12 protein-coding genes are annotated in these 13,532 nt (G+C 39.7%); 11 read left to right on the top strand and 1 reads right to left on the bottom strand.

All coding sequences use genetic code 11. The features are described from left to right. The first annotated feature begins 1 nt into the window (after position 1). The 6 genes from sufD (at position 2) to HMPREF9703_RS07395 (ending at position 6,876) form a co-directional block, all read left to right on the top strand. Positions 2-1,294 (top strand): Fe-S cluster assembly protein SufD, encoded by a 1,293-nt coding sequence (gene sufD / locus HMPREF9703_RS07420; RefSeq protein WP_004636785.1) that lies wholly within the window; start codon positions 2-4, stop codon positions 1,292-1,294. Beyond that, a complete protein-coding gene (locus HMPREF9703_RS07415) occupies positions 1,291-2,529 on the top strand; it encodes a cysteine desulfurase (protein WP_004636782.1) in 1,239 nt (412 codons plus the stop codon). The genes sufD and HMPREF9703_RS07415 overlap by 4 nt, the downstream gene beginning before the upstream one ends. Then, on the top strand, positions 2,516-2,989 hold the full coding sequence (gene sufU / locus HMPREF9703_RS07410; RefSeq protein WP_004636781.1) for a Fe-S cluster assembly sulfur transfer protein SufU: 474 nt from the start codon (positions 2,516-2,518) through the stop codon (positions 2,987-2,989). Before HMPREF9703_RS07415 ends, sufU begins: the two co-directional genes overlap by 14 nt. Positions 2,990-3,008: 19 nt before the next feature. Continuing rightward, positions 3,009-4,403, top strand: coding sequence for a Fe-S cluster assembly protein SufB (gene sufB, locus HMPREF9703_RS07405; RefSeq protein ID WP_004636778.1), 1,395 nt, complete (start codon positions 3,009-3,011; stop codon positions 4,401-4,403). 142 nt (positions 4,404-4,545) lie between these two features. Continuing rightward, the gene (locus HMPREF9703_RS07400) at positions 4,546-5,094 is read left to right on the top strand and encodes a DJ-1 family glyoxalase III (RefSeq protein ID WP_111949968.1); all 549 of its coding nucleotides are present in this window, start codon (positions 4,546-4,548) and stop codon (positions 5,092-5,094) included. A gap of 183 nt (positions 5,095-5,277) precedes the next feature. After that, a complete protein-coding gene (locus HMPREF9703_RS07395) occupies positions 5,278-6,876 on the top strand; it encodes a hypothetical protein (RefSeq protein ID WP_004636774.1) in 1,599 nt (532 codons plus the stop codon). 50 nt (positions 6,877-6,926) lie between these two features. Here the strand turns inward: HMPREF9703_RS07395 and HMPREF9703_RS07390 are convergent, their stop codons facing one another. After that, entirely contained in the window at positions 6,927-7,610 is a 684-nt protein-coding gene (locus HMPREF9703_RS07390) for a YwaF family protein (protein WP_004636772.1), read from the bottom strand. A gap of 472 nt (positions 7,611-8,082) precedes the next feature. Here HMPREF9703_RS07390 and HMPREF9703_RS07385 point away from each other — a divergent pair, with 472 nt between their 5' ends. From HMPREF9703_RS07385 to HMPREF9703_RS07365, 5 genes are all read left to right on the top strand, one after another. Continuing rightward, a complete protein-coding gene (locus tag HMPREF9703_RS07385) occupies positions 8,083-8,637 on the top strand; it encodes an ECF-type riboflavin transporter substrate-binding protein (protein ID WP_004636770.1) in 555 nt (184 codons plus the stop codon). A gap of 5 nt (positions 8,638-8,642) precedes the next feature. After that, the gene (locus HMPREF9703_RS07380) at positions 8,643-10,334 is read left to right on the top strand and encodes an ABC transporter ATP-binding protein (RefSeq protein WP_004636769.1); all 1,692 of its coding nucleotides are present in this window, start codon (positions 8,643-8,645) and stop codon (positions 10,332-10,334) included. After that, complete coding sequence (locus tag HMPREF9703_RS07375) at positions 10,324-11,172, top strand: energy-coupling factor transporter transmembrane component T family protein (RefSeq protein ID WP_004636768.1); 849 nt, start codon at positions 10,324-10,326, stop codon at positions 11,170-11,172. Before HMPREF9703_RS07380 ends, HMPREF9703_RS07375 begins: the two co-directional genes overlap by 11 nt. A gap of 28 nt (positions 11,173-11,200) precedes the next feature. Then, positions 11,201-12,067, top strand: coding sequence for an SAM hydrolase/SAM-dependent halogenase family protein (locus HMPREF9703_RS07370; protein WP_004636767.1), 867 nt, complete (start codon positions 11,201-11,203; stop codon positions 12,065-12,067). A 234-nt stretch (positions 12,068-12,301) separates the two neighbouring features. Beyond that, complete coding sequence (locus HMPREF9703_RS07365; protein ID WP_081476674.1) at positions 12,302-13,411, top strand: NAD(P)-dependent malic enzyme; 1,110 nt, start codon at positions 12,302-12,304, stop codon at positions 13,409-13,411. Positions 13,412-13,532 lie beyond the last annotated feature (121 nt).

The raw sequence follows: 13,532 nt of genomic DNA, 5'->3' as shown, positions 1-13,532 counted from the left end.
TATGGCAACGGAGCAACAATTTGCCTCGTATAGAGAGCGTGTGAAGACTTTCTCAGAACAATTGAATGAACCGGATTGGATGTTGAATAAGCGTTTGGATGCGTTAGAATTGGCTGATGAATTAGCGGAGCCGGTGATCGAGCGTTTACGCTATAATCGTTGGCCGTTATGGGATGTGCCAGTGCTTGATGCGGAAGATGGAGTGACTGATATCGATGTGGATGAATATGTCGATACTCCCTCAAAGGCAATGCGAGTTGTTCAAGCGGGGAATCAATCTGTTCGTGAACAGGTGCCTGCTCATTTAGCTGAACAAGGAGTTATTTTTACTGATATCCGTACAGCATTGACTGAACATCCAGAAAAAGTAAAAGAAGCGTACCAGACAGCTGTTCAGTCTGATCGTGATAAAGCAGCAGCCTTCAATGCAGCCTTCATGAACTCGGGCGTATTCTTATACATCCCCAAAAATGTTGTTATTGAAGATCCGGTTGAGGCTATTTTTATTCAAGATGCCCTAAGAGCAGACGCATATGTTAAACATGTCATTATCTATGCTGATGTTAATGCGCAAGTGAATTACGTTGAGCGTTGGCTAACTGCTGGCAATGAGAAAACTTCAGCCAATATAATCGTCGAAGTGATCGCTAAAGACGGTGCTCGCATCAATTATAGTTCTGTTGATTTACTTGGAGAGAATACAACAGCTTACTTCAACCGAGTCGGCCATGTTTTACGTGATGCAACGATTGATTGGGCACTAGGCGTGATGAATGATGGGAATGTCATTGCAGATTTAGATACACACTTAATTGGAGATGGCTCAGAATCAGACTTGAAAGCAGTCGGATTAAGCTGGGGTCGTCAGACACAAGTAGTCGATTCTAATGTCGCTAACTTTGGGAGCAATTCAGTTGGAAATATTTTCCAGCACGGGGTTATCTTAGATCGAGCGACATTAACGTTCAATGGCATTGGTAAGATTCATAAGAATGCCAAGAATGCTGATGCTCAACAAGAATCCCGCGTTCTGATGCTGTCAGAAAAAGCGCGTGGTGATGCGAACCCGATTTTATTAATTGATGAATTCGAAGTTACAGCTGGACATGCTGCTTCAGTGGGACGAATTGATCCGACTGAGTTGTATTACTTAATGAGTCGTGGAATTCCCAAAGAAGAAGCACAACGTTTAGCTATTCGAGGCTTCTTAGGTAATGTTATCTCAAATATTCCATTGAAGTCTATTCGTGATGAATTAGTTAACGTAATCGAAAGGAAGTTAAGTAGCCGATGACAGTGAATGCTGAGCAATTGCGAGCCGATTTTTCGATTTTGCAAGAAATTGTTAATGACGAACCACTTGTGTATTTAGATAATGCAGCAACTACCCAAAAGCCACAAGCTGTGCTGGATCGTTTGATGACGTACTATCAAACCGAAAATGCGAATGTGCATCGCGGTGTACATACGTTAAGTGACCGCGCAACAACACAATACGAAGCAGCGCGCGAGACTGTTCGGGAGTTTATTAATGCGAAGAGTACGGCAGAAGTTTTATTTACGCGTGGGACGACAACGAGTCTGAACTGGGTAGCGGATCGACTGGGAGAGGCGGTCATCTCAGAAGGGGATGAGATTTTAATCTCTTATATGGAACACCATTCGAACTTAATTCCGTGGCAAGAAGTGGCAAAAAAAACAGGTGCCACCTTGCGTTATATCGAATTGACTGAGAATGGATGCCTTGATATGGCGGATGCGCGCGTAAAAATAACGGATCGGACGAAAGTTGTTGCGATCACACATGTCTCCAATGTGTTAGGTGTCGTGAATGACGTTGAAACATTAGCAGAGTGGACACATGAACATGATGGTATTTTAGTCGTTGATGGGGCTCAAGCAGTTCCTCATATGCCGATTGATGTTCAAGCAATGGACGCTGATTTTTATGCGTTTAGTGGGCATAAGATGTTAGCCCCAACTGGCATTGGTGTCTTATATGGCAAGCGCACACTACTTGAGCAACTTGAACCGGTTGAGTTTGGTGGCGAAATGATTGATACAGTGACGAAACACGAGAGCACTTGGAAGGATTTACCCTGGAAATTTGAAGCGGGTACCCCGAATATTGCGGGAGCAATTGGCTTAGCAGCAGCTACCAATTACTTGCAAAACATTGGTATGGATCAGATCAGAGATCATGAACAAGCTTTAGTCCAGTATGTCTTGCCGAAATTAATAGCGATGGATGGGATCACTGTTTACGGTCCAACTGATCCAACCCAACGAGCAGGCGTAATTACCTTTAATATCGATGGTATCCATCCACATGACGTGGCGACCGCTATGGATATGGAAGGTGTGGCGATTCGTGCCGGCCATCATTGTGCGCAACCGTTGATGGATTATTTAGGTGTTCATGCAACGGCTCGTGCGAGTTTTTATCTATACAATACAAAAGCGGATGCCGATAAGTTCTTAGAAGCTGTCCAGCTGACGAAGGAGTTTTTCTTACATGGCATTAACTAATTTAGATCAATTATATCGTGCGGTTATTTTGGATCATTCGAAGAACCCTCAGAATCGAGGACAACTTGACCGAGTCGATGCAGCGGTGGAATTGAAGAATCCAACATGTGGAGACGTTATCGAAGTACAATTGAAGTTGGATGGCGACATTGTTGAAGATATTGCCTTTGATGGTCACGGCTGTACGATTTCAGTCGCTAGTGCCAGTATGATGACACAAGTCGTTAAAGGGAAAACATTAGAAGAAGTTAAAGTCTTGTATGAGACATTTTCTGAATTAGTCCAAGGGCGACATCCTGATAGTGCCAAGCAACTTGGCGATGCGTACATGCTAAAAGGGGTCCAGAAGTTCCCGACCCGTGTGCGTTGCGCGACGATTGCTTGGAAGACGATGAATAAGGCATTAATGCATCAAGGAAAAGGCTTGGACGAAAAGCTTTCAGAAGAAATTGACGATTGAAAGGGAGAGGATGACGACGATGGAAAGAGAAGTGCCAACGAGAGATTATCAGTGGGGCTTTCACGATGATGTAGAATCTGTTTATGATACAGGTAAAGGATTGAATGAAGAGAAGATTCGAGATATCTCTGCACGAAAAGATGAGCCACAATGGATGCTGGATTATCGCTTAAAAGCTTATGAACATTATAAAGATCGCCCAATGCCAACATGGGGCGCGGATTTGTCAGAGTTGGAGTTAGATGAATATACTTACTACCGAAAAGCGAGCGACAAGACCGAGCGCAGTTGGGATGACGTCCCGGATGAGATTAAAGAAACCTTCGAACGTCTTGGTGTACCAGAAGCGGAGCGCGAATACTTAGCCGGATCCGGTGCTCAATATGAATCAGAAGTGGTCTACCACAATATGAAAGAAGAGTTCGAAAAATTAGGCATCGTTTTTATGGATACCGATTCTGCCTTAAAAGAATATCCTGAAATTTTTAAAGAACATTTCGGAACAGTTGTACCTCCTACTGATAACAAATTAGCTGCTTTGAACTCAGCGGTTTGGTCAGGGGGGACATTCATCTACGTTCCAAAAGGGGTGAAATGTGATGTGCCACTCCAAATGTACTTCCGTATTAACGAAGAAATGATGGGACAATTCGAACGGACGCTGATTGTCGTTGATGAAGGGGCAAGTGTTCATTATGTCGAAGGATGTACGGCACCAACCTTCTCTCGTAGTTCACTCCATGCAGCTGTGGTGGAAATTATCGTTAAAAAAGATGCTTACTGTCGATATACGACCATTCAGAACTGGTCAGACAATGTGTATAACTTAGTCACGAAGCGAGCAACTGCTGCAGAAGGGGCAACAGTTGAGTGGATCGACGGAAACCTTGGCGCAAAGACTACGATGAAGTACCCAAGCATTATGTTAAACGGAGAAGGTGCACGTGGAACAACCATGAGTATTGCCATGGCGGGTGCTGGACAAGTTCAAGATACCGGGGCCAAGATGATTCATAATGCGCCTAATACGAGCAGTTCGATCGTCTCCAAATCTATTTCTAAAGATGGGGGATCAGTGAATTACCGAGGTCAAGTAACCTTTTCTAAGCAGTCAAGTGGGTCTATGTCACATATTGAATGTGATACGATTATTATGGATGAATTGTCAAAATCTGATACTATTCCGTATAATGAAATTCACAATGATAATATTGCACTGGAACATGAAGCTAAAGTTTCTAAAATATCTGAAGAACAACTTTATTACTTAATGAGTCGTGGATTGGACGAAGAAACAGCGACTGAGATGATTGTTATGGGCTTCATCGAGCCATTTACTAAAGAGTTACCAATGGAATATGCCGTTGAGTTAAACCGATTGATCAGCTATGAAATGGAAGGATCAGTTGGTTAATGAACAGATAGACAAGTCCTGGAACAGCCGGGGCTTGTTTTTTAGTTGAGGTTTCAAGTGCTTTCATTTGAATAGCCAGATTATCTGTGCGATGATAATTGTACGTAAATAGATGATGAGATTAGTTATTTGAGGAGGATGTATAATGAGTTTAGCGATTATTTTAGCACCGGGTTTTGAAGAAATTGAGGCATTGACAGTTGTAGATGTCTTGCGTCGAGCAGAGATAGGAATTGATATGGTTGGCTTTGAAGAAGTGGTATCCGGTGCTCATGAGATTACTGTTCAGAGTGATAAGTTGTTGGCAGATGTTGACTTGCAGACATATGAGGGGATTATTTTACCCGGGGGATTGCCTGGTGCAGAACACTTAAGAGATCATCCACAAGTAATTGCAGGCTTGCAAGATCTGCATGAAAAAGGCAAATTAGTGGCCGCTATTTGTGCAGCACCGATCGCTCTAGCAGAAGCAGGCTTACTGACCGATATTGATTACACATGTTTCCCTGGCTTCGAAGAGGATATTGCTGAAGGCCAGCATCAAGATAGTCTTGTCACCCAAGCGAATAATATTATTACAAGTCGTGGGCCCGCAACAGCTCTGGAGTTTGCCTACACGATTGTTGACTATCTGGGCGGAGACAGTTCCGAGCTCAGAGAGGGTATGCAATATAACCGTTTATTGAAATAGACCATATATAACAAGACTCCTATTGAGAATGATGACTTTTCTGATAGGAGTTTTTTTATTTGGGATGAATTTTTTGTGAAAGTTACTTGCCCTTTTATATGATTTTAGATAAAGTAGAGATAACAAGCTGATATTGTTCAATGAATAACATATTATCGGAGAAAATGTATAGGAGGAATAGGTATGAAGCATAGATGGTGGAAAAATTTAGGGGTCTCAGTTGCTGTTGTGGCACTATTAAGTGGACCAGCAATGAATATTGTCGGAGCAGAGGAAGCATTTACCGAAGAAGATTACAAAAAATATAATTTACCAACTGATATTGACCCGTATAACCGCGGTGAGGAGATTAAGGCAGAGAATCCAGCAGGGCGGGCTTACACAAGCAAAGATTTCCCTGGCTACCCGGATGATCAAGTCTTAGCCGCGCATGTTAGATTAACGGATGTAAAGCAAAATGGTAAATTGTACGATAGTGATACATGGGATTATTATGGGCCACAAGAAGATGCTGAGATCAATCCGTATTTGATGGAGGATAGTGAGTTGGCGGATGCACGGATACCATTCACAACGTATTCTTACACGGAGACACCGGAGATGGGTGGAGGCCACCTGCGATCCTTAACTTACCGTGATAATGGCGATGGAACGGTAACTTATATACCGCAAGTCAGCTATTTCAGAGATTACGAAGGGCATGAAGGAGCAGAATGGCACGAAGATTACGTCCGTCGCTTATTTACCGATGTGCGAACGGTTGAACTTGAAGAAGCAACCGATGAGGAAATGCAACATGTCTTGGATCATATGACGGTCTACAATGCTGATGAATCAGCTACGGAAACATTAACCGATACTGAAGCCCCTTCAGATGAGCCAGTTGAAAAAGAAACAGAAGAACAAGCAACAGACTCAACAGAAGAACACACTGAGGATGAGAATACGATTCCTTTCCCAGATGATTTGGATCCGAACGCGCGTGGCGAAGAAATTAAAGCTGAAAATCCAGCTGACAAAATTTTTACGCATGAAGATTTTCCAGATCATACTGATGAAGAAATTTTTGCTGCACATGTGAGACATACTGTAATAAAACAAATTAATGTACGAGCTGAAGCAGAAGGATATGAACCTACTTATGCGGATACTTTTAATACTTGGGAGTATTATGCATCTAAGATTCTAGATATAATTTATGATGATTCGGAATTAAATAGAGATGTTGTGAAGTCTCCTTTTGTAGCACACGAACTACGCAATATTCCCAATGTAGCTACTGAGTATGATTCGATCTTTTATCGTAAAAATGATGATGGTACATTTACAGATTTAGATTTACACATTCGTTTAATGAACAAAACAGCAGAAGAGAGAGAAAATCCGCAAGAATTTGCAAGAACAGTCTTCAATCATCTAAAAACTTATGAGTTAGAGGCAGCAACAAAAGAAGATATTCAAGGCCACCTTGATGCATTAGCTAAAAGTAATCCGATTGATCCCGCAGAACTACCGGATAAAAAACCACAAGAATCAGCTACAGAAAATAAATCAGTTGCTGAATCAAACGATGTAGACAATGAAAAAGAGAAAAAAGAAGACAAGCAAGCAACGAAAAAAGAAGAAAAACAACCTGAGAAAAAAGAGGAAAAGAAAAAAGAAAACAAAACATGGGGCGAACGTTTACCGGACACTGCTACAACAGCTTGGATTTTAGCGTTGATTGGTGTTGTTGCAGTACTTGCAAGTATTGCGGTTAAGAAATTTAGAAAAGATAAATAAGCTATGTGAGTAAAAAAATCTCTCCGCTAACTAATGGAGAGATTTTTTACTTATGTGTATAGTACAATATGATGTTGTTGTCGGTGAGTTAATTGACGATCAAGACCATAGATGACACCAACCATGAGTGCCGTCATAACAGAGAAGATCGCTAGCATTGGCACTTGAAAATTGAGAGCCGGTGGTAATTCTTGTAAATAACTATAGTTGTAACCGAGGATTTGGTTGAAGATAACAATCACAATATTCATTGAGACTGAGTAGGCCAAAACACGGTGCCATTCAAGCGCAACTTTTTCCTGGGATAGAACCATTATACCAATTAGAATAAGGAGCACATGATTGCCGACATAAGTTATATTGGAAACATGTGGCCAGAGATAAGGAGAAGGATCCGGAACACTAAAGGCAACTAAAGCCCCAACTAATCCAAGCCAAGCAAAGAATTTTGTTAACTTTGGCCGGTGGGTAAAGTAGCCAATACCGGTCATAATCGCAGCGATGCGACAATGATAGAGGGGTAAACCTTCCATTAAAAACAACTTGGGATTGCCTAAATACCAGTATAACATCAATCCTTGTGTGCCTAGTCCGAGCACAATTAATGTGGTCAAAAACTTCTCATTCGTGCGAAAACGGTAGACAACTAGTACACTTACCAATAGTCCAAACCATACCCAAGGCATTTGAATACTTGTCTGTCCATCCTCAACATATCTAAAGAAATCATTCATTATAATCACCTATTTTTATTAATATACTATATCTTTATATCATTTTTATACATTAGATTATAGCGGAAGCCGGATGAAATAGTAAGGGAATATAGTGTATATGAGTAAAATATAATCAAATAAAAATATATCTTTCAAATGATTGACAATAGATCATTATTATGATAAATTTACTTTAATAATTATATTGATAAAAAAATGAAGATACGGTGTTTGTTATTATGATTATTAAAGAGACTTCCTACTTGGTGAGAGGGAAGATAATCAGATAATAGATAATGGCCGTGGAGTTATGTAAGTGAGTCTATTAGGATAAGCTTATATCGGGTTATGTCGTTAACCATAGTATGAGAAGATATTACATCGCTTTATTTGTGTATCTAAATTTGGGTGGTAACACGGATTTTTCGTCCCTTGTGTTACTACCCTTTTTTTATTCAATATAGTTAAAAATATAAAAGGAGTGACTGGTATGTCATTTAAGTTGAGTACAAAGGAAGTAGTAGGCGTCGCGATTGGGGCAGCATTATTTGGGGTGTTAATGGTCTATGGGGGAATTACGGTTTTTACCAACACTAAATTATCTAGTGCTTATGTAATTCCGGTTATTATCGGTGCATTATTTGGGCCCATTCCAGCGGCGTTAGTTGGGTTAATTGGTAACTTTTTTGCAGACTTTTTAGGTGGATGGGGTTACTGGATTGATTGGTCAGTAGGGAACTTTTTTGCATGCTTCTTTATCGGATCCTTACAATTGTACGGCGCAAGAATTAAACGAGGCATATTTACTACAAAACATGCTCTTATTTTTAGCATCGTTTCAATTTTAGGAATTGGGGTATCTTTTGGATTGATTACTCCGTTATTAACACTTTTACTTTTCTCAGGCGAAGTGACAATTACATTTTCACAAGCTTTTGCAGCGGTAATCTCTAATGCGACTGTTGTGCTCGTTGTCGGAATTCCACTTCTTTTTGGGTTATCTAAACGTTATGAAAGTCAGTCAAATTTAATTGAAGAGGATTGATCTAATTGGATCCAATTATCTCGTTTAAAGAGTTTACATTTAAATATGAGACACAACAGAAGCCAACACTGATAGATATTAATTTGGACATCTATCCAGGCGAAAAGATATTAATTCTTGGACCAAGTGGGAGTGGTAAGTCTACGCTAGGAAATTGTATAAATGGTTTAATTCCGAATCATTTTGAAGGAACTATTTCTGGCGAGTGTATTATTGATAATCAGCTAGTAACTGAACATTCTATTTTTGATATCTCAAAATCGGTGGGGACAATCTTACAAGACAGTGATGCTCAATTTGTTGGACTAAGTGTTGGGGAAGATATCGCCTTTAGTCTGGAAAATCAAGCTGTCTCACAGGTGGAGATGGCACAGAAGGTATATCATGCAGCTAAAATTGTTGGAGTTAGTGATATGTTGAATCAGTTACCTTATGCATTAAGTGGTGGCCAAAAACAACGAGTAGCCATGGCGGGCATCTTGCATGAAAACATAAAAATTTTATTGTTAGATGAACCCTTGGCAGCTCTAGATCCAAAGATGGGTGAAAAAATGGTGGAATTAATTGATCAACTCAATCAGAAAAAGCAATTAACGACAGTTGTTATTGAGCACCGGTTGGAAGAAGTGCTGCATCGGTCAATCGATAGAATTGTTCTAATGGATAAAGGCCGCATTGTTACAATTACTACGCCCAATGAATTATTACACAGCTCGTTACTGAAAGAGTATGGAATTCGTGAGCCGTTATATATTAGTGCATTGAAAAATATTTTCGCAGACGTTGTATTACCAAAGCAAATTGATTCCTTAGATCATATAGACTTGTCGAATCCTAGGTTGATATTTAGTAATGAAATAACAACTAAAAATCAACTCACTAACGATACAATGCCAAAATTGGTAGAGATAGATCATGTAGCATTTAGTTATGATAAGCGCCCGTTTATTTCAATCGATAAATTAATGATATCAGTAGGAGAACGAATTGCCATTCTTGGTGAAAATGGATCCGGAAAAACGACGCTTGCCCGTTTATTAACCGGTGTGTGCCAGCCGAATGCTGGTCAGATTAAAAGAATGGGGAATCCAACGACTCTGAAAGAAATTGCTGGTCTCATTGGTTATGTCATGCAGAACCCAAATCATATGTTAGTTGAAGATATTGTTTATGATGAAGTGAAATTAGCTCTCGAAAAACGAAATTATTCCGAGGCAGAAATTGACGAAATTGTACGTGATGTGCTGGAGATAACGGGCTTATACAGCCGACGTAATTGGCCCATTAATGCACTTAGTTATGGTCAAAAAAAACGTGTGTCTGTCGCTGTTGTACTAGCATTGCGACCGAAATGTATTATTCTTGATGAACCAACAGCTGGACAAGATTACGCCCATTACCGGGAAATGATGGAATTCGTGCAGGCCTTGAATGATGATTATCAGATGACCGTTATCTTTATTACACATGATATGCATCTTGCTTTAGAGTATACGGATCGAGCAATTGTGATGGAAGACGGTAAAATTATTGCCGATGATGCGACATTTTCTATTTTAAATAACGACCAGTTACTCGAGCGTGCCTCACTAAAGAAAACATCTATTTTTAAATTAGCCAATAAACTGAACTTGGATATTGAATCGTTTATTCGGACATTTATTGAGATGGAGAGGGCTGAATATTATGAACAATAACTTTCTTATTCGATATCACTTAGGTCATTCCTTTTTCGAATCATTACAAGCCCGGACAAAAATTTTATTTTTTATTTCATCTTTAAGTGTTTTGATGGTGTCGTTTGATTTAAGAATTATTGTACCATTTGCCTCGTTACATCTGTTGATTTTTTTAAAGGTTAGACGCTTTAGTGACAGTAAAACCTTTAGATTTGTCTTATGGTTTACCTTCGTAATGAATTTAATTAATTTTATTTTGTTTTATTTATTCGATCCATTGGTTGGATCAAACTTAGCCAATAAGACAACGGTGCTGTTACAATTTTCAGACTACTTTGTAATTACTAGAGAAACACTTATTTTTTTCTTAGCACGGTTATTGAAGATATTTGGCACCTTATTTACTAGTTTTTGGCTAATATTAATTATTACCCCAAGCCAGATTGCATCCGGGTTGTATCATTTAGGAGTGCATTACAAAATTGGCACAATGATTTCGTTAGGATTGCGCTTTATACCAGATGTTGTTCGGGACTATTCGGCCATAAAAGATGCTATGCAAATGAGAGGGTATGAATTAGATGCTAAGGAAGCAAGCTTATTGACACGGTTAAAAGCATCAATTAGTATACTACTACCTTTAATACTAACATCTTTAGAAAAGGTAGGCACCGTCTCTAGTGCGATGGATTTACGAGGGTATGGACTGCATAAAAAACGAACATATTACAATGAATTACCGTATACGTCTGCTGACACGTTGATGTTAATTGTATCTGGTGTTCAAGTTGTTATTTTTGTATTTTATTTGTATTTAAGAATAACAGGGCGAATTAGTCGGTTATGGGTATGGTAAACAATTTATAATAATTAGGAGTATGAGTATGAAAACATTAGTATTACAATCAGATTTTGGATTAGATGATGGTGCGGTTAGTGCCATGCATGGAGTTGCTAAGCAAGTTAATCAAGCGTTAGAAGTAAGTCATATTACACATAACATTCCACAATATGATATTTGGACAGCTTCATATCGGTTAATCCAAACCGTTGAGTATTGGCCAGCTGGAACAGTTTTTGTATCAGTAGTGGATCCAGGAGTAGGCAGTCATCGGCGAAGTATTGTAGTGAAAACAACTACTAATCATTACGTTGTGACCCCAGATAATGGGACGTTAAGTCATCTATTGAATATTGGAATTATTGAATCAGCTCGAGAGATTAATGAAGAAGTGAATCGCTTACCGCACTCTAGAGAAAGTCATACATTCCATGGGCGTGATATTTATGCATTCAACGGTGCGAGATTAGCAAGCGGTGAAATTGAATATGATCATTTAGGGAATGATATCCCCGTTAATTCATTAGAACAGATTGATATTACCTCACCGACTACGACAGATACATCAATTTCAGGCAATATTGATATTTTTGATATACGTTTTGGTTCAATTTGGACCAATATTTCAATTGATGAGTTTAAAACATTATCAATCGCGCCAGGAGAATTGGTCTATGTAACTATAAGACATCGAAATAAATTGGTCTATCAAAATGCGATTCCGTTTATGCGATCATTCAGTGGTGTAGAAATCGGTGAACCGCTACTATACATTAACTCACTCACTAATATTGGAGTCGCAGTAAACCAAGGCTCATTCTCAGCGTTATATAATATTGGATTCGGTCCAGATTGGCATATAAAAATTAAAAAAATTGATAATGAAAAATATTATGATTTAATTGATTAGTTATTCAGCGAGGTACTCTGAAGTTGTTATATTTAGGGTGCCTTATTTTTGTTACGTTAGAGTAAGTACTAGTTGTAATTTTGTATGTATTAACTAATTTTTGATTGAAAAGCGGCAGGTTATGTTATACTGATTAAGAAGTATGCAGAATGAGTAAATTAAAGGAGATAGATATTGGTGGATTACAAGAAGCAAGCCTTAGCATTAAGTCAAGCGCATCGAGGGAAGATAGAAATGAAGTCTAAACTACCGATTGAAACAATGGCGGATTTAGCTGTAGCGTATACGCCGGGAGTGGCCGAGGTGTCTCGCGTCATTCATCAAGATGCATCCTTAGCCTATCAGTATACATCGAAGGGGAATACAGTGGCTGTTGTGACAGATGGGACAGCAGTTTTAGGCTTGGGGGATATCGGTCCAGAAGCGGCTATTCCTGTAATGGAAGGGAAGGCGGTGTTGTTTAAGCGATTTGCTGGAGTCGATGCGGTGCCTATATCATTGGATACAACGGATGTAGATGAAATCGTGCGCACGATAGAACTGATGGCTCCTTCTTTTGCGGGGATTAACTTAGAAGATATCGCGGCACCGCGTTGTTTTGAGATTGAGCGACGATTAAAAGCAACGTTAGACATTCCCGTCTTCCATGATGATCAGCACGGGACAGCAGTTGTTGTGTTAGCAGCCCTATATAATGCGCTTAAATTAGCAGGTAAAGCCATTGATGGAATTAAAGTTGTGATCAATGGGGGTGGAGCAGCAGGAATGGCAATTACTAAATTGTTATTAAAAGCAGGCGTTAAGCAGTTGTTACTAGTGGATGTTGACGGAATTATTTCTCGCGATGCGACTAATCTTCCGGAACGCTTTGTTGAGATTGCACAAGTAACCAACCATGAGCAAGTAACAGGAGATTTGTCCGTTGCCTTGAATGATGCCGATGTATTCATTGGGGTATCTGCGCCAGGGGTCTTGAAACCAGAGTGGATCCAGCACATGGCTGATCAGCCGATTATCTTTGCGATGGCTAATCCAGAGCCTGAAATTATGCCTGAGCAGGCGATAGAGGCAGGTGCCTATATTGTGGGGACTGGGCGGAGTGATTTTCCGAATCAGATCAATAATGTGCTGGCTTTTCCGGGTATTTTTCGTGGCGCTTTGGATGGACGAGTGACTGATATTACAGAAACTATGCTGATTGAAGCAGCCAAGGGAATTGCCTTAGCTGTGGGAGAGAAGTTAGCTGTTGATTATATTATTCCCGATGTATTTACACCGCATTTAGCAGATATTGTAGCTGAGAAGGTGCGAGAATCCGCAGAGATATCAGGAAAAAATAAGTAAAGTTAATTGATATAAAATAGGCCCATTAATTTATTGGGCTGACGGTAAGTTGTGATTGACTTTTAGACGAATATAGCGTATGATGTGGGGGACGTTTTGTGGGAAGAGGTAAGTTGTTAGG

It is taken from the genome of Dolosigranulum pigrum ATCC 51524 (assembly GCF_000245815.1).
GTDB classification, from domain to species: Bacteria; Bacillota; Bacilli; order Lactobacillales; family Carnobacteriaceae_A; genus Dolosigranulum; species Dolosigranulum pigrum.
This window is presented reverse-complemented; position numbering and strand designations above follow the sequence as displayed.

Coding starts and splice junctions, on each gene's coding strand:
- sufD (WP_004636785.1), top strand. CDS start 2: ATGGCAACGGAGCAACAATTTGCCTCGTATAGAGAGCGTGTGAAGACT.
- HMPREF9703_RS07415 (WP_004636782.1), top strand. CDS start 1,291: ATGACAGTGAATGCTGAGCAATTGCGAGCCGATTTTTCGATTTTGCAA.
- sufU (WP_004636781.1), top strand. CDS start 2,516: ATGGCATTAACTAATTTAGATCAATTATATCGTGCGGTTATTTTGGAT.
- sufB (WP_004636778.1), top strand. CDS start 3,009: ATGGAAAGAGAAGTGCCAACGAGAGATTATCAGTGGGGCTTTCACGAT.
- HMPREF9703_RS07395 (WP_004636774.1), top strand. CDS start 5,278: ATGAAGCATAGATGGTGGAAAAATTTAGGGGTCTCAGTTGCTGTTGTG.
- HMPREF9703_RS07390 (WP_004636772.1), bottom strand. CDS start 7,610: ATGAATGATTTCTTTAGATATGTTGAGGATGGACAGACAAGTATTCAA.
- HMPREF9703_RS07385 (WP_004636770.1), top strand. CDS start 8,083: ATGTCATTTAAGTTGAGTACAAAGGAAGTAGTAGGCGTCGCGATTGGG.
- HMPREF9703_RS07375 (WP_004636768.1), top strand. CDS start 10,324: ATGAACAATAACTTTCTTATTCGATATCACTTAGGTCATTCCTTTTTC.
- HMPREF9703_RS07370 (WP_004636767.1), top strand. CDS start 11,201: ATGAAAACATTAGTATTACAATCAGATTTTGGATTAGATGATGGTGCG.
- HMPREF9703_RS07365 (WP_081476674.1), top strand. CDS start 12,302: ATGAAGTCTAAACTACCGATTGAAACAATGGCGGATTTAGCTGTAGCG.